This window comes from Methylorubrum salsuginis, from assembly GCF_900114375.1.
GTDB classification, from domain to species: Bacteria; Pseudomonadota; Alphaproteobacteria; order Rhizobiales; family Beijerinckiaceae; genus Methylobacterium; species Methylobacterium salsuginis.
Genome location: NZ_FOSV01000008.1, coordinates 65,391 through 86,275, shown reverse-complemented (window position 1 = coordinate 86,275; position 20,885 = coordinate 65,391). Strand labels below are relative to the sequence as shown.

Annotated in this window: 15 protein-coding genes; 9 read left to right on the top strand and 6 right to left on the bottom strand. The window is 71.5% G+C overall.

Going from position 1 to position 20,885, the window contains the following annotated elements:
• Positions 1-174 precede the first annotated feature (174 nt).
• From tsaE to addA, 5 genes are all read left to right on the top strand, one after another.
• Positions 175-1,755, top strand: a complete 1,581-nt coding sequence (tsaE, locus tag BM140_RS11710; protein ID WP_244535397.1) for a tRNA (adenosine(37)-N6)-threonylcarbamoyltransferase complex ATPase subunit type 1 TsaE — start codon at positions 175-177, stop codon at positions 1,753-1,755.
• Between the two features lie 28 nt (positions 1,756-1,783).
• A complete protein-coding gene (locus BM140_RS11705) occupies positions 1,784-2,530 on the top strand; it encodes a nucleotidyltransferase family protein (protein WP_091945931.1) in 747 nt (248 codons plus the stop codon).
• A gap of 54 nt (positions 2,531-2,584) precedes the next feature.
• Entirely contained in the window at positions 2,585-3,028 is a 444-nt protein-coding gene (locus tag BM140_RS11700; RefSeq protein WP_091945929.1) for a tellurite resistance TerB family protein, read from the top strand.
• Between the two features lie 212 nt (positions 3,029-3,240).
• Entirely contained in the window at positions 3,241-6,360 is a 3,120-nt protein-coding gene (addB, locus tag BM140_RS11695; RefSeq protein ID WP_091945926.1) for a double-strand break repair protein AddB, read from the top strand.
• Positions 6,357-9,794 carry a double-strand break repair helicase AddA gene (gene addA / locus BM140_RS11690; protein WP_244535396.1) on the top strand — a complete coding sequence of 1,146 codons (3,438 nt, stop codon included), beginning with the start codon at positions 6,357-6,359 and terminating at the stop codon, positions 9,792-9,794. Before addB ends, addA begins: the two co-directional genes overlap by 4 nt.
• Before the next feature lie 97 nt (positions 9,795-9,891).
• Here the strand turns inward: addA and BM140_RS11685 are convergent, their stop codons facing one another.
• Positions 9,892-11,190, bottom strand: a complete 1,299-nt coding sequence (locus BM140_RS11685; RefSeq protein ID WP_091945921.1) for a PQQ-dependent sugar dehydrogenase — start codon at positions 11,188-11,190, stop codon at positions 9,892-9,894.
• Between the two features lie 296 nt (positions 11,191-11,486).
• Here BM140_RS11685 and trxA point away from each other — a divergent pair, with 296 nt between their 5' ends.
• Positions 11,487-11,807, top strand: coding sequence for a thioredoxin (gene trxA / locus BM140_RS11680; protein WP_091945920.1), 321 nt, complete (start codon positions 11,487-11,489; stop codon positions 11,805-11,807).
• Positions 11,808-11,959: 152 nt separating this feature from the next.
• Here trxA and BM140_RS11675 read toward each other — a convergent pair whose 3' ends face one another.
• From BM140_RS11675 to trpA, 4 genes are all read right to left on the bottom strand, one after another.
• Positions 11,960-12,874, bottom strand: coding sequence for an outer membrane protein (locus BM140_RS11675; RefSeq protein ID WP_091945917.1), 915 nt, complete (start codon positions 12,872-12,874; stop codon positions 11,960-11,962).
• Between the two features lie 211 nt (positions 12,875-13,085).
• The gene (locus BM140_RS11670) at positions 13,086-14,411 is read right to left on the bottom strand and encodes a bifunctional folylpolyglutamate synthase/dihydrofolate synthase (protein ID WP_091945914.1); all 1,326 of its coding nucleotides are present in this window, start codon (positions 14,409-14,411) and stop codon (positions 13,086-13,088) included.
• 127 nt (positions 14,412-14,538) lie between these two features.
• Positions 14,539-15,438: an acetyl-CoA carboxylase, carboxyltransferase subunit beta gene (gene accD, locus BM140_RS11665; RefSeq protein ID WP_091945912.1), complete on the bottom strand. Its 900-nt coding sequence runs from the start codon at positions 15,436-15,438 to the stop codon at positions 14,539-14,541.
• Between the two features lie 135 nt (positions 15,439-15,573).
• Positions 15,574-16,404, bottom strand: a complete 831-nt coding sequence (trpA, locus tag BM140_RS11660; RefSeq protein ID WP_091945909.1) for a tryptophan synthase subunit alpha — start codon at positions 16,402-16,404, stop codon at positions 15,574-15,576.
• Between the two features lie 287 nt (positions 16,405-16,691).
• Here trpA and BM140_RS11655 point away from each other — a divergent pair, with 287 nt between their 5' ends.
• The 3 genes from BM140_RS11655 to BM140_RS11645 all read left to right on the top strand — a co-directional run bounded on the left by BM140_RS11655 (position 16,692) and on the right by BM140_RS11645 (position 20,594).
• On the top strand, positions 16,692-18,761 hold the full coding sequence (locus BM140_RS11655) for an ATP-binding protein (RefSeq protein ID WP_091946160.1): 2,070 nt from the start codon (positions 16,692-16,694) through the stop codon (positions 18,759-18,761).
• Positions 18,762-18,927: 166 nt separating this feature from the next.
• Positions 18,928-19,131 carry a DUF3311 domain-containing protein gene (locus tag BM140_RS11650; RefSeq protein ID WP_091945906.1) on the top strand — a complete coding sequence of 68 codons (204 nt, stop codon included), beginning with the start codon at positions 18,928-18,930 and terminating at the stop codon, positions 19,129-19,131.
• Positions 19,128-20,594, top strand: a complete 1,467-nt coding sequence (locus tag BM140_RS11645) for a sodium:solute symporter family protein (protein ID WP_091945902.1) — start codon at positions 19,128-19,130, stop codon at positions 20,592-20,594. The genes BM140_RS11650 and BM140_RS11645 overlap by 4 nt, the downstream gene beginning before the upstream one ends.
• A 136-nt stretch (positions 20,595-20,730) precedes the next feature.
• On the opposite strand, the gene BM140_RS25850 is transcribed toward BM140_RS11645, so the two are convergent.
• Entirely contained in the window at positions 20,731-20,868 is a 138-nt protein-coding gene (locus BM140_RS25850; protein ID WP_165616440.1) for a hypothetical protein, read from the bottom strand.
• Between the last annotated feature and the right edge of the window lie 17 nt (positions 20,869-20,885).

Sequence of the window (20,885 nt, the reverse complement as noted above, 5' to 3'; positions counted from 1 at the left end):
GGAAGGGGGTTTTTCGGCTTTCGGGACAATCCGATGCGCCCCGGCAACCGAGCGGATCGTCCCGGATCTCAGATCCGGGGCGATCCTCTGGAAAATCCGGTTAATCATCCCCTGCTAGGATCGGTCGAAACCGTCGGATCGGGCATCCGGCGGCGCGTGCGGAGGGTTGAGGCGTTGAGCGAGGACACGGACGGCACGGCCGGGGCTGCCTCATCCGAGACGCCCCCGCGGCGCCCGGCCTGGGAGGTGCTGCTGCCGGAGGAGGGCGCCACCGAGGACATGGCGGCCTTCCTGGCGGGCTTCCTCCTGCCCGGCGATCTCGTGGCGCTCTCAGGGGGTCTGGGAGCCGGCAAGACCACGCTCGCCCGGGCGATGATCCGCGAACTCGCCGGCGACCCGCGCCTCGAAGTCCCGAGCCCGACCTTCACCCTGATGCAGCCCTACGAGGGCCGGGGCGGCCGCTCGATCATCCACGCCGACCTCTACCGCCTGCGCAGCGCCGACGAGCTGGTCGAACTCGGCTTCGACGAACTCGCCGAGACCGCCATCACCCTGGTGGAGTGGCCGGAGCGATTGGGCCCGCGCGACAGCGAGATCCTCTCGGTCGAGCTCTCGCTGCGGCCCGAATACGGCGAGGGCGCCCGCCTCGTGCGCATCGACGGCACGCCGGGGATGCGCGAGCGCATCGACCGGGCCCGCGCCGTGCGCGCGCTGATCGCCCGCACCGGCTGGGACGAAGCCGAGCGGGTGCCGATGCAGGGCGACGCCTCCTCGCGCGCCTACGAGCGGCTGGTGAAGCCCGGCGGCGAGACCGCCGTTCTGATGATCGCGCCGCCGCGCCCCGACGGGCCGCCGGTGAAGGACGGCAAGCCCTACAGCGCCATCGTCAAGCTCGCCGAGAGCATCCACGCCTTCGTCGGCATGGACCGCGCCCTGGTCGGCCTCGGCGTGTCGGCCCCCAAAATCCTCGGCGAGAATCTGGAGGCCGGGCTGCTGATCCTGGAGGATCTCGGCGCCGAGCCGGTGGTCGAGAACGGCGCGCCGCGGCCCGAGCGCTACGCGGAGGCCGTGCGCCTGCTCGCCAAGCTCCATGCCACCGACCTGCCCGACCGGGTGCCGGTGGCGGACGGCATCGAGCACGTCCTGCCGCGCTACGACGAAGAGGCGCTGCTGTTCGAGGCCGAGCTGATGCCCGAATGGTATGCGCCGGCCATCCGCAACACCCAGCTGTCGCCGGACGCGCGGCGCGAATTCGTGGCACTCTGGGGCGACGCCCTCAAGGACCTGCTCGCCGAGCGCCGGACCTGGACGCTTCGCGACTACCACTCACCCAACCTGATCTGGCTGCCCGAGCGCACGGGGCTGGAGCGGGTCGGCGTCATCGACTTCCAGGATGCGGTGATGGGCCACCCGGCCTACGATGTCGCCTCGCTCTTGCAGGACGCCCGCGTCGATTGCAGCGCGGATTTCGAATTGCGGCTGCTGGGCCTCTACATCCGCGAGCGCCGCGCCCGCGATCCGGGCTTCGATCTCCAGGCCTTCGCCCGCTCCTACGCGGTGCTGGCGGCGCAGCGCGCGACCAAGATCCTCGGCATCTTCGCCCGGCTGGACAAGCGCGACGGGAAGCCGGGCTATCTCGCCCACCTGCCGCGGATCGAGGGGTATCTCGCCCGCAACCTCGCCCATCCGGCGCTCGGGCCCCTTCGGTCCTGGCACGAGAGCCAGCTCCCGAGCCTCGTGGCGCCCTCCGCCTGATCCTGTCTCCAACCCGCCGATGGCCGCCATGAATGACGCGACCGACCCCAAAAGAATCACGCGTGCCTTCGTGCTCGCTGCGGGCCTCGGCAAGCGGATGCGGCCGATCACGGCCACGGTGCCGAAGCCGCTCGTCGAGGTCGCTGGCAAGGCGCTGATCGACCACGCCCTCGACCGGGCGGCCGAGGGCGGGATCGAGACGGCCATCGTCAACGTCCACTGGCTCGCCGACCTGATGGAGGGCCATCTCTCCCACCGCGTCGGCGGCCCGGCGCTGATCGTCTCCGACGAGCGCGCGGCGCTGTTGGAGACCGGCGGCGGCATCAAGAAGGCATTGCACCATATCGGGTCGGAGCCCTTCGTGGTGTTCAACTCCGACTCGTTCTGGCTGGAGGGGCCGCGCCCGAACCTGCCCCGGCTGATCGAGGCCTGGAACCCGGAGACCATGGACATCCTGCTGCTGGTCGCGCCGACGGCGACCAGCCTCGGCTACGAGGGCGCGGGCGATTTCGACATGGATGCCGACGGGCGCCTCTCCTGGCGCGGCGAGCGCGAGGTCGCGCCCTTCATCTACGCGGGCGTCGCCATCCTGAAGCCGGAGCTTTTCGAGGACTCGCCGGAGGGCTCGTTCTCGCTCACCCTGCTGTTCGACCGGGCGGCCAAGCAAAACCGCCTGCACGGCCTTCGCCTCGACGGCCAGTGGCTCCATGTCGGCACGCCCGACGCGATCGCGGCGGCGGAAGCGCGAGTCCGCCAAAGCGCCCAGGTGCCGTGAACCGGAGGCCGCGCGGCGTGTTGAAGCCGGTTCGGAAATGACGGCAGGGCGGGAATGGGTCTGATTTCGGAAACGGTGGAGCGGTTCCGCCGCACGCTGACGGCTTACGCCGGCGACGAGAGCCTGATGCAGGCGGGGGTCTCGGCCTGCGCCAACGTCGCGGTCGCCGACGGCGAGGTGATGTCGGAGGAGTTCGACACGGCGCTCGCGGGCCTGCGCGCCAACCCGATCCTGGAAAAGGGTTACGACAGCCTGATGCTGGAGCATGCCCTCTACGAGGGCCTCGGCCGCGCCCGCACCCGCGCCGGCCGCGCCGAGAACCTCGTGCGCATCGCCACCATCGCCGACCGCCCGGAAGAGCAGCGCCGCAACGTCTTCCTCCTCGCGGCGGATGTCGCCGACCACGAGGGGATCGGCGAGAAGGAACAGGCGGCGCTCGCCGAGATCGCCGAGGCTTTGGGGGTCGATGGGGCGGGGCTGCTGGCGCGATTCGGATAGAGATGGGAGCAGGCGGCTGCATATCCTCTGCGCCCGTGCTAGAACAAAGCTCGAACGGTCGAGCCGGACCGAGGTCGCGGCACGCCGGGCGCTTTCATTCGGCCCGAGACGAGTCCGTGCCGACGTTTGAAGAAGCTTTAGCCATGTTCGGCTGAGATGGACCGGAGGCGAGCGGCGGTGAAACGCCAGATCGCCTCTCCACGAAGATCGCGATGACCGCCGCCCGCGTCCTCACCATTCCCCCCGGTGCGCCGTTCCTGCCGACGCTCGCCGATGCGCTCGTGTCCGGTCGCCTCGTCGGCACGCTCGGCGACGATCCGTTCGCGCTCGCCTCCGTCACGCTCTACCTGCCGACGCAGCGCGCCGTGCGGGCGCTCTCGACCGTGCTGGCGCAGCGCCTCGGCGGGGCGGCCCTGCTGCCGCGGATGATCCCGCTGGGCGAGGCCGACGAGGCGGAGCTCGACCTCTCGGCCAACGCCCTGCTCGACACGCCGGAGGAGCTGCTGCATCCGGCCGTCGCCCCCCTGGAGCGGCGGCTGATCCTGGCCCGCCTCGTCCAGAAATGGGCCGAGACGGTGGACCGCGAACTCTTACCCATCGACGACGAGGTACCCTTCCTCGTGCCGTCCTCCCCCGCCGACGCGGTGGCGCTCGCCGCCGACCTCGAAGGGTTGATGGACGCGCTCACCGTCGAGGGCCTGCCCTGGAACGAGATCGGCGCCGCGGTCGAGGCCGAGCATTCCCGCTATTTCGGCCTCACCCTCGATTTCCTGCGCATCGCCGCCGAGAACTGGCCCGGCATCCTCGCCGCCCGTTCGCTCGCCGACCCGGCGGTGCGGGCGCGGCGCCTCGTGCTGGCCGAGGCCGACCGGCTGTCGCGCGAGCGGCCCGGCGATCCGGTGGTGGTGGCGGGCTCGACCGGCTCGGTCCCGGCCACCGCCCGGCTGATCGCCGCGGTGGCGCGCCTTCCCCGCGGGGCCGTGGTCCTGCCCGGCCTCGACCTCCATCTCGACCCGGAGGGCTGGGACGCCATCGACGGCGGCGGCAACCCGGAGGAGGCCGCCCACGGCCATCCGCAGGCGATCCTGCGCCAACTCATGGGCCGCAGCGCGCTCAGTGTCGGCCGCGAGGCGGTGGCGCCGCTCGGCGATCCGCCGCCCGAAGCGGTCGCTCGCGAAAAGCTGCTGTCCCAGGCCCTGCGCCCGGCCGAGACCACCGACGCCTGGGCCGGGCTCGACCCGGCCGAGCGGCTGGTGCTCGCCCGCGAGGGCCTTGCGGGCCTCGCGGTGGTCGAGGCCGCGGACGAGCGCGAGGAGGCGCTGGTCGCGGCGCTGGCCCTGCGCGAAACCCTGGAGACGCCCGGCGCCACCGCCGCCCTGGTGACGCCCGACCGGGGGCTGGCCCTGCGCGTCTCGGCCGAACTCGCCCGCTGGGGGATCGTGGCGGAGGATTCCGCGGGTCTCGGGCTCGGCCGCTCGCAGGGCGGGCGCTTCGCCCGGCTGGTGGCCGAACTCGCCGCCGAGCCCGCCCCGTCCCGCGTCATCTCGCTCTTGGCCCACCCCTTCGTCCGCCTGGGGCTGACCCGCAGCGAGGTGGTGCGCGCGGGCGCGGCGCTGGAGATCGGGGGCCTGCGCGGCCCCGCCCCGGTGCCGAAGAACAGTTTTGACGGCATGCGCACCGCCCTCGAACTCAACCGCACCACCACCGGGCGGGTGCCGCGGGCGAAAAGGCGGCTCAAGGCGATCGACTGGGAGCTGGCGGCCTCCGTTCTCGACCGGCTGGAGATCGCGCTCGGCGCGTTCCGCACCGACCGGCAGCCGGCCGTCGGCAACCTCGTGGCGCTCGCCGCCCTCCACCGCGAGGCCTGCGAGCGGATGCTGGATGGCCCCGAGGACGAGATCGACGACCCGTCCCTCGACACGCTCGACCAGCTGTTCGACGACCTCGAAGCGGCGGCCGACGAGGAACTGCCCGGCCGCTTCGGCGACTACGCCGCCGTCTTCACCGCCCTCGCCCGCGACCGCACCGTCGCCTGTGCCCGCGAGAACGCGCATCCGCGCCTGCGCCTGCTCGGGCCGCTGGAGGCGCGGCTCCTGACCGTGGACCGGATCGTGCTCGGCGGCCTCGACGAGGCGGTGTGGCCGGTGCGTCAGACCACCGACGCCTTCCTCAACCGGCCGATGCGGGGCCAAGTGGGCCTGAGCCCGCCCGAGCGGCGGATCGGGCAGGCGGCGCACGACTTCGTGCAGCTCCTCGGCACCCACGATGCGGTGCTGACCCGCGCGGCCAAGCGCGAGGGCTCGCCGACGGTGCCCTCGCGCTTCCTCCAGCGCCTGCGCGCCTTCGGCGGCGAGGGGCCGTGGGAGGACGTGCTCACCCGCGGCCAACGCCTGCGGGGGCTCGCCGCATGGCTCGACCGCGGCCGCGAGCCCGCCCCGCCGCGCCTGGTGCGACCGGCCCCCAAGCCCGACCCGGCCCTCTTCCCGCGCCGCCTCAGCGTCACCGAGATCGAGACGCTGGTGCGCGACCCGTATTCGATCTTTGCGAAGCACGTGCTGGGACTGGAGGCGCTGGAGCCGGTCGCCGTGGTGCCGGGCGCCTCGGAGCGCGGCACGCTGATCCACAAGATCCTCGGCGACTTCGCCACCGCCCATGCCGGGCCGCTGCCGGATTTGGCCGAGCAGCTTCTCTACACGATCGCGCTCGAGGCCTTCGGCCGGCTTCAGGATCAGTACCCCGAACTCTACGCCGAGTGGTTCCCCCGCTACGAGCGCATGGCGATCGAGTTTCTGGAATGGGAGCGCGCCCGCCGCCCCGAACTCGCCGGCATCCATCCCGAGATGTCGGGCCAATGGGTGATCCCGCTCGGCTCGGAGACCTTCACCCTTACCGGCCGGGCCGACCGGATCGAGCGGCGGGCCGACGGCGGCTTCTGCATCGTCGATTTCAAGACCGGCTCGCCACCCTCCAACCGCACGGTCTTCGCCGGCTTCTCCCCCCAACTCACCCTGGAAGCCGCCATGCTGATGCACGGCGCCTTCGAGGGCCTGCGCGCGGGGACCGTGCCCGATCTCCTCTACGTCCACGCGTCGGGCGGGCGCGAGCCGTTCCGGCCGATCCCGATCAAGCCGCCGCCCGGCGAGGCGCGGGCGGTGGAGGTCATCGTGCAGGAGCACGTCACGCGCCTGCGCGGGCTCTTGGCCCGCTACATGACCGGGGAGGCGGCCTACGTGTCGCGCCCCTTCCCGCAATATGTGCGCGCCTACAGCGACTACGATCACTTGGCCCGCGTCCTCGAATGGTCGCTGGCGGGCGAGGGGGAGAGCGCGTGAGCGGTTTCGTCGTCGACGAGCGCACCAAGCTCGCCCAGCGCCAGGCCGCCGACCCGCGCCTCTCGGCCTGGGTCTCGGCCAATGCCGGCGCGGGCAAGACCAAGGTGCTGACCGACCGGGTGCTGCGGCTCCTGCTCGACGGGGCGCCGCCGGGGCGCATCCTCTGCCTCACCTTCACCAAGGCGGCCGCCGCCAACATGTCGATCCGCGTGTTTCAGCGCCTCGGCCGCTGGGTGACGCTGGACGACGCGACGCTCACCGCCGAACTCACCGAACTCACCGGCGAACGCCCGGCCCGCGCGACCCTGCGGCTCGCCCGCCGCCTGTTCGCCCGCGCGGTCGAGACGCCGGGCGGCCTCAAGATCGAGACGCTGCACGCGCTCTGCGAGCGGCTGCTGCACATGTTCCCGTTCGAGGCCAACGTGCCGGCCCGCTTCGTCGTGCTCGACGAGACCCAGGCACGGGACATGTTCGAGATCGAGACCGACAATGTGCTCGCCGACGCCATCCTCGGCGGCGACAAGGGCCTCTCGGAAGCGCTCGCCGTAGTCGGCGCCGAGGCCTCCGGCGACACGCTCCGCGACGCGATCCGCGCCGCCATGCGCACCCGCGCGCTGTTTTCCGACCACCGGGCGCTCGGGCCCGCGCTCGCCCGGCTGCCGCGGGCGCTGTCGCTCAAGGACGGCGCCCGCGTCGAGACCATCGAGCGCGACATCTTGGAGGGGGGCGACCTCGGCGACTGGCTGGCGCTGGCCGCCAAACTCCGCACCGGCAAGGCGACCGACGAACGGCTGGCCGACGCGCTCACCGAAGCGCGCGGCCTCCTGGACGCCGGCAAGGCGCTCGGGCCCTACCGCTCGGTCTTCTTCACCGACAAGGACGAGCCCCGCGCCGAAAAGTCCCTCGGCACCAAGGCGGTGGACCCGGAGGTGAAGCAGGCGCTTCTCGACGAGCAGGCCCGCCTGATCCCGCTGTTCGACGCGCTCCGCGCCGCGCGCGCGCTCGCCCGCACGGAGGGGCTCTACCGGCTCGCCGCCGAAATCCACCGCCGGATCGAGGCGCAGAAGACCCGCCAGGGCGCCCTCGATTTCGACGACCTGATCCACAAGACCCTCGACCTGCTCTCCCGCGTCGGCGCCTCCTGGGTGCTGTACAAGCTCGACCGCGGCGTCGATCACGTGCTGGTCGACGAGGCGCAGGACACCAACCCGCAGCAATGGGAGATCCTTCGGACGCTCACCGCCGAGTTCGCGGCGGGCGAGGGGGCCCGCGGCCTGCTGCGCACGCGCTTCGCCGTGGGTGATCCTAAGCAGTCGATCTACAGCTTCCAGGGCGCCGACCCGCGCGAGTTCGAGCTGACCCGGCGGGCCTGGGGCAAGGCGGCAACGGAGGCGGGAATCGGCTTCGCCGATGTCGGGCTGACGCTCTCGTTCCGCACCGCCAACCCCGTGCTCAAGGCGGTGGACGCCGTGTTCAAGGTGCCGGAGCACTTCGCCGGCCTGTCCTTCGAGGACCGGGCGACCGGTACCGTCCACGCCTCCGCCCGCGGCGCCGTGCCCGGCGCGGTCGAGCTGTGGGGCATCGAGGAGCCCGCCGAGGCCGAAGAACCCGATGCCTGGGCCGCCCCGGTCGATGCGCCGGAGGCCAACGCCCCCGCGATCACCGTGGCGCGCCGCATCGCCCGGGCGGTCAAGGACTGGACCACGACGGGGGATGCTTGCGGCCGGGTCTGGCGGCCCGGCGACGTGCTGATCCTCGTGCGCAAGCGCTCGGCGGCGTTCGAGGAGGTGATCCGGGCGCTGAAAGGCCTCGGCGTGCCGGTGGCGGGCCAGGACCGGTTGGAAGTGGCGGGCCACATCGCCGTGCTCGACCTCGTCGCGGTCGGCCGCGCCGGCCTGCTCCCCGCCGACGACCTGACGCTCGCCACCGCCCTCAAGACCCCACTGGTGGGACTGACCGACGACGACCTCACCCGCATCGCCGCCCGCCGCCCGCTCGCCGAGACGCTGGAAGACGCGCTCACCCGCCACGCGGAGGCCGGTGACGAAGCCGCGATCCGCGGGCGCGACGCGCTGGCCCTGTGGATTCGGCTCGCCGCCGAGAACGGCCCGTTCGGCTTCTACGCCGCGCTCCTCGGGGCCCATCGTGGGCGCAGCCGCCTCGTGGCGCGGCTCGGCGGCGAGGCGGGCGATGCCATCGACGTCTTTCTCGCCCAGGCCGCCGACGCCGAGGCCGGGGCGGATGCCGCGCCCTGCCTCGACGCGTTCCTGTCCGACTACGTGACCCGCCCCGGCCGGGGCAAGACGGGCCTCTCGGTCAAGCGCGACCTCGAATCCGGCCGCGACGAGGTGCGGGTGATGACGGTGCACGGCGCCAAGGGGCTGGAAGCGCCGGTCGTCGTCGTCATCGACGGCTGCGAGCCCTTGGGTCGCAACGACCCGCCGCTGCTGGCGCTCGACGCTCCCGCGGACGGCCCGCTCCCGCCGGTCTGGACCGGGGGGCGCACGCAGGATTGCGCGGCGACATCCGTTGCCCGACAGGCCCTCCAGGCGCGCGCGCGGGAGGAGCACAACCGCCTGCTCTACGTCGCCATGACGCGGGCGGCCGACCATCTCGTCATCGCCCCCTATCGCGGCGCGACCCGCGAGACCCCGGCCTCGTGGTGCGAGATGGTCCGCATCGGACTGGAGCGGAACCTCGGCCCCGGCGAGGGGATCGAGACGGCGCACGGGCCGATCACCCTCTGGCGCGAGGGCGGGGCCGCCGCGCCCGGCCACGCCGCGCCCGCGACGCTCCCCGAACCCGAGACGGTGCCGGACTGGCTGTTTGCCCCCGCCGCCCCCGAGGCAGAGGCGGCGCCGCCCTTGAGCCCGTCGGGCGCGCTCGCCGCCGCGGACGGCCACCGCGAGCCGCGCCGCCGCCAGGGCGATGCGGAAGCCCGCCGCCGCGGCGCCCTGATCCACTCGCTGCTGGAGCACCTGCCCCGGATCGACCCGGCCCGCCGGGAGGAAGCCGCCGCCCGCTTCGCCGGCGCCCGCGCCCCGACCCTGGACGGGGCCAAGCGCAACGAACTCGTGCGCGCGGTGCTGCGGCTGATCGCGATGCCGGAGCTGGCGCCGCTGTTCTCGGCTCAGGCGCGGGCCGAGGTCGCGCTGTCGGGCCGGCTCACGGTGGACGGGATCGAGCGCGACGTGACCGGCCGCATCGACCGCCTCGTGGTCGACGCCGACACCGTGACGCTCTGCGACTTCAAGACCGGTCGCCCGCCGGAGGACGACGCTCCGATCCCGCAACGCGAGGCCGCCCAGGTCGCACTCTACGCGCGGCTGGCCGCCGCGGTCTGGCCGGGCAAGCGGATCACGGCTTTGCTGGTGTGGACCTCGGGGCCGGTGGTGCGGCGCCTGGAAGAGGGGGAGATGGCGGCCATCCGTTGATCAAACCGGAAAGCCGTGCATCCCCTCGCCCCGCTTGCGGGGAGAGGGGAACGCAGCTGCAGCCGTCCAACCTTCGGGCAAGGACGCGCGAGCGCCCTCAGCTGCTCTTCTTCGGCGTGATCTTCACGATCTGACCGTCATCCTCGGTGAGCGCGTAGACCGCGCCATCGGGGCCGACGCGCACGTCGCGGACGCGGTGGTCGAGGGGGATGCGCTCCTCGGTGACGACCTTGTCGCCGTCGAGCTTGAGCGCGACGAGGCCGGTGCTGACGAGGCCACCGATCAGGAACTCGCCCTTCCAGTCGGGGAACAGGTCCTTGTCATAGTAAGCCATGCCCGAGGGGCCGATGACCGGATCCCAGTAGTAGACCGGCTGCACCGTGCCGCCGGCCTGAGTCTGACCTTCACCGATTTTCTCACCCGAATACTCGATGCCGTAGGTCACCACCGGCCAGCCGTAGTTGAGGCCGGGGCGCGGGCGGTTCAGCTCGTCGCCGCCGCGGGGGCCGTGCTCCACGGTCCAGAGGCGGCCCTGGCCGTCGAGGGCGGCAGCCTGCACGTTGCGGTGGCCGTAGGACCAGATCTCGGGCTTGGCCTTGTCGCCGCCGACGAAGGGGTTGTCCTTGGGCGCATTGCCGTCGGTGTCGATGCGGAAGACCTTGCCGAGCCCGCTCGACAGATCCTGCGCCTGGACGCGGGTCTGCTTGTCGGAGCGCTCGCCCACCGTCACGAACAGCTTGCCGTCGGGAGCGAAGACGAGGCGCGAGCCGAAATGCTTGTCGCCGTCGTAGGTCGGCGTCTGGCGGAAGATCACCTTGACGTCGTCGAGGCGGGCCTTGCCGTCGCTCTCGACCAGCTTGGCCTTCGCCACGGTGGTGCCGTTGCCCTTGTCGCGCGGCTCGGCGTAGCTGAAATAGACCGTCCGATCCGAGGCGAAGCCCGGGCTCAAGGCGATGTCAAGCAGGCCGCCCTGGCCGCGCGTATCGACCTTCGGCACCCCCGTCACCGGCTGACCCGGCGTGCCGTCCTTGGCGACGATGCGGATCTTGCCGGCCTTCTCGGTCACGATCACGCGGCCGTCCGGCAGGAACTCCATCGCCCACGGGCTGTCGAGGCCCTTGGCGAAGACCGCCGTCTCGACCTGCGCCTTCTGGCTCGGCTCGGGCGCGCGGGTCTGGTTCGGCAGGAGCGGCTTGTACTCGGTGTTGGGCGGACCCTGCTCGGCGGTCTTGGTGCCGGCGCCCGGCGCGGCCGGCGCCTGGAACGCCTCGCCCTCGACGCGGGAGGGGCGCGCCTCCTGGGTGGCCTCCTGTGCCGCCGATGAGCGAACGAAGGCCGACGCGTCGAGGCCGAGGGCCGCGACGGTGGCGAGCAGGAAGGGAAGGGTGCGCATCACGTCTCGAGTCCTTGTCCGCCTGTCCCGGAATCTGCCCGCCACATGGGGCGCCGGGCCGAGATGGCGAGGGTCGGAGGCCGGAGGAGCGGCCAAGCAACGCGGGAACAAGGGCGGCGCGATGTGGAGCGCTGTGCACATCCATGCTCGCCTCGCGCCTCAGACCCGTGCCGGCCGGGCGGGCGGAGGAGGGCGCCTTGACCGCTGACGGGTGCGTCGCCAAGTTCCCGCTCGAGCCCAGGAGGCGCCGACCCCGCTCCCCGGTGCCCCGAAGGACACGAGTCGAAAGGACGTTGACGATGGCGACGGTGAAAGTGACCGACGCGAGCTTCGAGCAGGACGTGCTGAAGTCCGCCGAGCCGGTCGTGGTGGATTTCTGGGCGGAGTGGTGCGGCCCGTGCCGTCAGATCGGCCCGGCGCTGGAAGAGATCTCGGTGGACCTCCAGGGCAAGGTGAAGATCGTCAAGGTCAACGTCGACGAGAACCCCGGGATCGCCTCGACCTACGGCATCCGCTCGATCCCGACGCTGATGATCTTCAAGAACGGTCAGCTCGCCAGCCAGAAGGTCGGCGCGGCCCCCAAGGGCGACCTTTCGCGCTGGATCCAGGCCAGCGCCTGATTTCGCCCGGCAGATCTCAAAAGAAAGCCCGGCCGCGAGGCCGGGCTTTTTTCATGACCGCAGAACAGACGGTTGGATCGAGTCGGCCAAAACAAAGGAGCCCGGCCTTGCGGCCGGGCTCCCTCGGTCTCGAGACCCTGGATGGGTTCGGCTTAGTAGCTGCCGAACTTGTAGTTCAGGCCGGCGCGGACGACGGCGAAGTCGTTGTCGCGGCGAGCCACGTTGTTGACGATGGTCGAGGTCGGGTTGGTCAGAGCGCCACCGACGATCGGGCCGGCGGTGATGATCGTGCCGTTGGCGTTGGCGAAGCCGTAGCGGCTGTTGTTGCCGTCGAAGTTCACGTACAGACCTTCGATCTTGAGCGTCACCGCCGAGGAGCGGAAGAAGTTCAGGAACGAGTCGGTCGGGAGCGCGTACTCGACACCACCACCGACGGCGTAGCCGGTCTTGAAGTCGTCGGTGTCGACGGCGCGACCGCCACCGAAGCTGCCGTAGGCGAAGCCGCCGGTGCCGTAGAACAGGACGCGGTCGAAGGCGTAACCGATGCGGCCGCGGACGGTGCCGAAGAAGTCGAGGCCCTGGAGACCGGTCGGGTTGATCAGGGTCACGCCCGGGTTGATGACGCCGGCCGCGTTGTTGAAGATGCAGGTGATGCCACCGGCGCCGCAGACGCCGTTACGGCCGTTGCGACCGCCGAGGTCGGCGTACTGAGCGTCCGCCTCGATACCGACGACGATGCCGGAACCCGGGGTGAACTGGTAGTTGTAGCCGATCTGACCACCGCCGACGAAGCCGTCGTTACGGCCGCCGTTGTTGAACAGGATGGCGGCGACGGTGCCGGGCGGGCCGTTGATGACGCGCTGGTCGATGGTGTTGACCTGCGTCGGGGCCAGCGAGTCCTGCACGCCGAAGCCGTAACCGGCGTTGAAACCGGCGTAGAAGCCCGTCCAGGTGAACACCGGAACCGGGGTGAAGATCGGCGGAGCAGCGCGACGCGGCAGGTCGGCAGCGGAAGCGACGGTGGTGAGCGCCGTGAAGGCGGCGAGCGATGTCAGAAGCTTTTTCATTTTTTGATCCCCAGCAGAATGCCCGATCGCCATGAAGCTAGACCATTTCCGCCGGTGGCGATGTAGCCGGAAGGCCACACCCGTTGATGCCGTTTCAGGTCTCCCGGGCGCCTGAAACCGCGATTTCGGGCTCCCGGAGGTGCCATGACTGGACAAGGCGTGTTCGAAGCGCCGATCTCGGAGACCGGCGGCCGGGCACGACGTTTCGGGATCAGGCGGGGATCGTCCCGTTGGCTTCCAGGACGACGCCCGCGAGGTAGAGCGAGCCGCAGATGAGGACGCGGGGCGGGCGCTCGAAGACGGTATCGGAGAGCCCGGCCACCGCCGCCTCGACGCTGTGGGCGGTGCCGGCCTGCAACCCGACCGAGCGGGCGATCTCGGCGACCTCCTCGGCGGGGCGGGCCGCCATCTGCCCGGAGATCGGCACCGCCACGAGGGAGCGGGCGAGCCCGACGAAGTTCTTCAGGAAGCCTTCGGCGTCCTTGGTGCCGAGGAGGCCGACGATCAGGACGAGGGGCACGTCGCTGCGTTCCCCCAGATCGGCCATCGCCGCGGCCAGGATCCGCCCGCCATCGGCGTTGTGGCCGCCGTCGAGCCACAGCTCGCCGTCCCGCGGCATCCGTTCGGCCAGCGCCCCGTGGCGCAGCCGCTGGAGCCTTCCGGGCCAATCGACGTTGCGCAGGCCCGCCTCGAAGGCCGCCATGCCGATGTCGCCGAAGCCCGCGGCCCGAAGCGCCGTGATGGCGGTGCCGGCATTGGTCAGCTGATGGCGCCCGGCCAGGCGCGGCCGGGGCAGGTCGAACAGTTCCGCCTCGTCCTGATAGACGAGCCGGCCGTTCTCCTCGTGAACGGAAAAGTCCTGGCCGCCGACCCGCACGGGGCTCGCGCCCACCCGCTCGGCGGCGCGGCAGAGCACCGAATCGGCTTGGGCATAGTCCTGAGGCGCGATCACCGCCGGGCAGCCGCGCTTGAAGATGCCGGCCTTCTCGGTCGCCACCGCCTCGACGGTGTCGCCGAGATACTCGGCATGGTCGCGCCCGATCGGCGTGACGACGGCGCAGGCCGGCCGGTCGATCACGTTGGTGGCATCGACCCGGCCGCCGAGACCCACTTCGAGCAGCAGCACGTCGGCCGGGGCCTCCGAATAGAGCAGCAGGGCGGCGGCGGTGGTGATCTCGAACACCGTGATCGGCTCGCCGCGATTGGCCGCCTCGCAGCGGGCGAAGGCGTCGGCGAGGCGATCCTCGGCCACGAACTGGCCGCCGCCGATGCCGCCGAGGCGGATCCGCTCGTGGAAGCGCACGAGATGGGGCGAGGTGTAGACGTGGGCGGCCAAGCCCCCCGCCTCCAGGATCGCCCGCATGAAGGCGATGGTCGAGCCCTTGCCGTTGGTGCCGGCGACGTGGATCACCGGCGGCAGGCGCCGCTCGGGATGGTTGAGGGCGCCCAAGAGCCGCTCGATCCGCCCGAGCGACAGGTCGATCGTGCGGGGATGCAGGGCGAGGAAGCGCGCCATCAGCGCGTCGGAGGATTCCATCTCGCGCTCGAACCTTCGTCAGTCTCTCAGGCGCATCCCGACGAGGCGGGGACCGGCTCGTCGGGATGCGCAGTCAAACAAGGAACGGGCGCCGCCCGATGCGATCACGTGGCGGCGCCCGGTGAGGTCAGGCCGCGTCCGGCAGGGAGGCCGGAACGGGGGCGTCGCGGCGCACGTCCATCAGCAGGCCGCAGAGCCGGCCGATCGTGTCCTTGAGCTGATGGCGATGCACCACCTGATCGACCATGCCGTGCTCGCGCAGGTATTCCGCCCGCTGGAAGCCGTCGGGCAGCTTCTCGCGGATCGTCTGCTCGATGACGCGGGGGCCGGCGAAGCAGATCAGGGCACCGGGCTCGGCCAGATGCACGTCGCCGAGCATGGCGTAGGAGGCGGTGACGCCCCCCGTCGTCGGGTTCGTCAGCACGACGATGTAGGGCAGCTTCGCGGCGTTGAGGCGGCGCACCGCGACCGTGGTGCGGGGCATCTGCATCAGGGAGAGGATGCCCTCCTGCATGCGGGCGCCGCCGGAGGCCGCGAACAGCACGTAGGGCGTGCGTTTCTCCAGGGCCGTCTCGGCGCCGCGGATGAAGGCTTCGCCCCCGGCCATGCCGAGCGAGCCGGCCATGAAGCCGAATTCCTGCACCGCCAGCGTCATCGGCAGGCCGGCGACGCGGCCGAAGCCGATCTTGAAGGCGTCGGCCATGCCGGTCTTGGCCCGCGCCTCCTTGAGGCGGTCGACGTAGCGCTTCTCGTCGCGGAACTTGAGCGGGTCGGCGGCGACCTCGGGCAGCGGCACGTCGATCCACGTGCCCTCGTCGAACATCATCTTGAGCCGCGCCTGGGCACCCATCTTGAGATGGTGCTCCGAGCCGGGAATGACCCAGTGATTCTGCTCGACCTCCTTGTGGAAGACCATCTGCCCGGTATCCGGGCACTTGATCCAGAGGTTCTCGGGCGTCTCACGCTTGAACAGCGTCTTGATCTTGGGGCGCACGACCTCCGAGATCCAGTTCATCGCCTCGACCATGGGGCCTCTCGCTCCTCGAACCGTGACACGCTGATATCGGACCGCCCCCGGCTCCCTGCCAAGGGGTCCTTGCCAAGGGGTCCTTGCCAAGGGGTCCTTGCCAAGGGGAAGGGGCGGCGATGAGGCGAGTCGGCTTCAGCCCTTCGTGACGCCGCGCACGCCGCCCGCGAGTTCGCGCACCAGACCGGCGACGGCCTCGACCGTGCCCTCGCCGGCGCGACCCTCGGCGTCGAGGCTGCGGGCGAGCGCATCGACCAGGGCCGAGCCGACCACCACGCCGTCGGCGCCCCGGGCCACCGCCGCGGCATGCTCGCCGGTGCGGACGCCGAAGCCGACCACGATCGGGAGGTCGGTCTTCGCGGTGATGCGCGTGACGGCCTGCGCGACCTTGCCGAAATCGGGCGTGGCCGTCCCGGTCACGCCGGTGATCGACACGTAGTAGACGAAGCCCGCGGTGTTCGCGAGCACGGCCGGCAGGCGCCGGTCGTCGGTGGTCGGGGTGGCGAGCCGGATGAAGGCCAGGCCCTGCGCGCGGGCCGGCAGGCACAGCTCGTCGTCCTCCTCGGGGGGCAGGTCGACGACGATGAGCCCGTCGATGCCGGCCGCCTTGGCATCCGCCAGGAAGGGCTCGACGCCGTAGGTGTGGATCGGATTGTAATAGCCCATCAGCACCACGGGGGTCTCGGCGTCGCCCTCGCGGAAGCGGCGCACCAGCGCCAGCGTGCCCTTGAGGTCCTGGCCCGCCTTGAGGGCGCGCAGGCCCGCGGCCTGGATCGCCGGGCCGTCGGCCATCGGATCGGTGAAGGGCAGGCCGAACTCGACGATGTCGGCGCCGGACTTCGGCAGCGCCTCCAGCACCTTGAGCGAGGTCTCGGGATCGGGATCGCCCGCCATCACGTAGGTGACGAGGGCGGCCCGCTTCTCCGCGCGGCAGCGGGCGAAGGCGGCGTCGATGCGGGCGGTCATCCGTGGCACTCCCGGGCGGCTCGAGCCGGGGTTCGTTTGCGACAGGCGGGGCCGAAGCGGCGCCGCCGTATCCCGGCCAGGGGGCGCGCCTACACCATCCGCTTGCCGAGGTGAAGCTTTCTCGGGTGAAGCGGCCGTCGCGCCCGAGCGGAGCGATCCGAAACACTGTCCCGATCCCGCTGACGATTTCCTAACCGCCTTTCTCAAGCGCGGCTTCACGCGCCCCTGTCACGGTCGCATCCGAAACGCGGCCTGTTGGGGCGGCGCAAGGAGTGGCGTACCGGACGATGACCCTCGCGCTGATGATCCTGGGCCTGAGCGTCGTCGCCGGGCTCGCGGGCCTGATCGTCGTCGGGCTGCGGCGGCACGCCGCGTCGGACCTGCCCTCGGAATCGCTGCAGGACCGGCTCTGGCAGGTCGCCGAGAGCGAGGAGCGCTACCGGGTGCTGGTCGAGGCGACCACCCAGGCGGTTGTCCAGCGCGACGGACAGGGGCGGATCACCTTCGCCAGCGAGGGCTTTGCCGCGCTTCTCGGCGCCAAGCCGCTCGACCTGATCGGCTCGACGCTGACCCCGCAGGTGCTGGAGCGCGGGCCCGTCCAGGTGCGCCCCGACGGCGTGCGCCGGGTCGAGGAGCGGCTGGTGCCGGTCGATGGCCATCCGCGCTGGTTCTCCTTCGTCGAGCTGCCCGCCGCGGGCAGCGAGGGCGGGCCGAACTGGCTCAGGGCCGGCAGCGACGTGACCGAGCATGTCGAGGCGGTGCGATCCCTCGACGAGGCAAGGAGCCGGGCGGAATCCGCCAACGTCGCCAAGTCGCGTTTCCTCGCCACCGTCAGCCACGAATTGCGCACGCCATTGAACGGCATCCTCGGCATGGCCGACCTCCTGCTCGACACCCGTCTCGATCCGGAGCAGCGCACCTATGTCGAGGCCCTGCGCACCAGCGGCAAGGCGCTGCTGACCCTGGTCGACGGCATCCTCGACTTCTCGCGGATCGAGGCCGGGCGGCTCGACCTCGCCGCCGAACCGTTCGACGCCGCCCTCCTCGTCGAGGGCGTGGCGGAATTGCTGGCGCCGCGGGCCCAGGACAAGGGCCTGGAGATCGCCCTCGACATCGCCGACGACCTCGTGGCCCTGCGCGTCGGCGACGCCGACCGGGTACGCCAGATCCTGCTCAACCTCGCGGGCAACGCGGTGAAGTTCACGCAGACCGGCGGCGTCGGCGTGAGCCTGACCCGCGAAGGCGAGGGGATCGCGCTGACCATCGAGGACACCGGCCCCGGCATGGCGGAGGACCGCATCCCGATCCTGTTCGAGGAATTCGAGCAGGGCGACGGCAGCGCGAGCCGGCGCCACGAGGGCACGGGCCTCGGCCTCTCCATCACCCGCCGCCTCGTCGAGCGGATGGGCGGCACGATCGAGGCGCGCTCGACGCTGGGGCGCGGCTCGACCTTCCGGGTCGTGCTGCCGCTGCCCGTGGCCGAGGGGGCGACCGCCCCGGCCGCCCCGCCCGCGCTTCGGGCCCGGCGCGTGCTGATCGTGGCCGATTCCCCGTTCCAGGCGCCCGCCCTCGCCCGCCGCCTGACCCGCTCCGGCGCCGCCGCGGTGGTGGTCGGCACCGTCGAGGCCGGCCTCGACGCCCTGGCGAGCGCCGCCTTCGACGCCGTCATCGCCGACCGCTGCCTCGGCGACGCCCCGGTGCGGGCGCTGGCCGCGGAAGCCGGGCGCTGCGGCGTGCGCTGCCGCCTGATCCTGCTCTCGCCCTTCGACCGGCGCGAGTTCGGCGCGGTGAACGCTTCGGGCTTCGACAGCTACCTGATCAAGCCGGTGCGGGCCCGCTCCCTGTTCGACCGCCTGCTGGAGCCGAACGCCGCCCCGGCACAGGTACGCCCGGAAGCGCTCCCCGAGGTGACCCCGGCCGAAGCCGGGACCGAGCCGCCTCCGCCCGTGCGCGCGGCGGCTGCCATGGCGTCGTCCGGCCGGCGGGTGCTGCTGGCCGAGGACAACCCGATCAACGCGCTTCTCGCCACCAAAGCGCTGGAGCGGCTGGGCGCCCAGGTGACGCTGGCCCGCGACGGGCTGGAGGCCCTCGCGATCGCCGAGGCGCAAGGCCCGTTCGACCTCGCGCTGATCGACATCCGCATGCCCGGCCTCGACGGTCTGGAGACCGCCCGGCGCCTGCGCGCCCGCGAGGCGCAGACGAAGGCGAGCCCGCTCCACATGGTGGCGCTCACCGCCAATACCGGCCGCGAGGACATGGAGGCGGCCGAGGCGGCGGGCTTCGACGGCTTCCTGGCCAAGCCGCTGAACCTGCGCGCGCTGCCGGGTCTCCTGGAAGGGCGCCGGGAGGCGGCTTGAGGGCAAGTGCTACCATCGCTCGCAGGGAACGATCGCCCTGAAACAGAAGGTTCTCCCCTCGCCCTGGCGCGGGAACTGCCTCATCTTCGCGGCAGCGAAGAGTTGAGGACTGCATGACACGAGCGACCTTGGGACACGCGCAGACTCGGCCGGGGAGGGCGCGCGCGTGAAGCACCTGCGCTGGCTCGCCGTGCTGCCGCCCGCCGGCATGCTGCTCGGGCCCTACCTCCTCAACCGGGTCGAGCCGCTGGTGCTCGGCATGCCGCTGCTGCTGGCCTGGCTCGTCGGCTGCACGGTGGCGACCTCGGCCGTGATGGCCCTGATCTACCTCACCGATCCGGCCAACCGCGACGCGGGAGAAGAGCCATGAACGCGGCGCTCCCGATCATCGCGCTGGCCTTCGTGGGGGCGCTCGGCCTCGGTCTCTGGGCGCGGGCCGGCCACGACATGGACATGGAGCAGTGGAGCGTCGGCAAGCGCGGCTTCGGCACCGTGCTGGTCTTCCTGCTGATGGCGGGCGAGATCTACACCACCTTCACCTTCCTCGGCGGCTCGGGCTGGGCCTACGGCAAGGGCGGGCCGACCTACTACATCCTCTGCTACCTCACGCTGATCTACGTGATCTCCTACTGGCTGCTGCCGCCCGCCTGGACCTTCGCCAAGCAGCACAACCTGTTCTCGCAGCCCGACTATTTCGCCGCCCGCTACGAGAGCCGTCCGCTCGGCTTCCTCGTGGCGCTGGTCGGGCTCGTGGCGCTGGTGCCCTACATGGTGCTCCAGCTCAAAGGCCTCGGCATCATCGTCTCGACCGCCTCCTACGGCGTGATCCCGCCCACACTCGCGATCTGGATCGGGGCTGCGGGCGTCAGCGTCTACGTGATGGTGTCGGGGATTCGCGGCTCGGCCTGGACCGCGGTGGTCAAGGACATCCTCATCCTCGCCGTGGTGGTGTTTTTGGGCCTCTACCTGCCCTACCACTATTACGGCGGCATCGGCCCGATGTTCACGGCCATTGATCAGGCCAAGCCCGGCTTCCTGGCGCTGCCCGACCGGGGTCAGAGCGCGACGTGGTTCGCCTCGACCACGATCCTGACGGCGCTCGGGGGCTGGATGTTCCCGCACATCTTCGCCTCGATCTACACCGCGAGCGACGCCCGCACCTTCCGGCGCAACGCGGTGTTCCTGCCGCTCTACCAGCTGATGCTGCTGTTCGTGTTCTTCGCCGGCTTCGCGGCGGTGCTGCAGGTGCCGGGCCTGACCGGGCCCGACGTCGACCTGTCGCTGTTCAGAATCGCGCTGGAGACCTTCCCGCCGTGGTTCGTCGGAGTCATCGGCGCCACCGGCGTGCTGACCGCCCTAGTGCCGGGTTCGATGATCCTGATCGCGGGCGCGACGCTCATCGCGCAGAACCTCTACCGGCCGCTGGCGCCGGGCGCGACCGACGCCTCGACGGGGCGCTTCGCCAAGATCATGGCGCCCGTGCTGGCGCTCGCCTGCGTCGGCTTCACCCTCTACGGCGGCGAGACCATCGTGCAGTTGCTGCTCATCGGCTACGCCGTGGTGACGCAGCTGTTCCCGGCCTTCTTCTTCAGCCTGTGGCGCAACAACCCGCTGACCAAGGCCGGGGCCATCGCCGGCATCCTGGCGGGCGTCGCCGCGGTCTCGGTGACGGTGGTGGGCGGCTACACGCTCGCGAAACTGTTTCCGGGCCTGCCCGGGCCGATCCAGGATCTGAACGCGGGCGTGGTGGCGCTGGCGCTCAATCTGGCGGTGGCGTTCGCGGTGAGTTTGTTCGGGGGGCGGGAGGCGAAGTCCGGTACGGCTTCCGCCTGATCACGAGGAAAGCCGCGGCATCCCCTCGCCCCGCTTGCCGGGAGAGGGGGAACCGTCGGCGCGTGCGCGATCGAAACCGCAGGCTCTCAACGGAGAACCGCGCCGAACAAAATCAAGCGCGGCAGAAACGTAAGGCTCAGGCCCGCGCGGTGCGGGTCCTGGCCAGCGCGCCCTTCAGCGCGGTGACGGGCAGGAGCACCGTCTTCACCATGGCGGTGACGGCGAGGACGGCGAGAACCGGCAGGATCGCCACGCAAATTCCGCTGACGCGCATGGGGTGTTTCCTTCAGC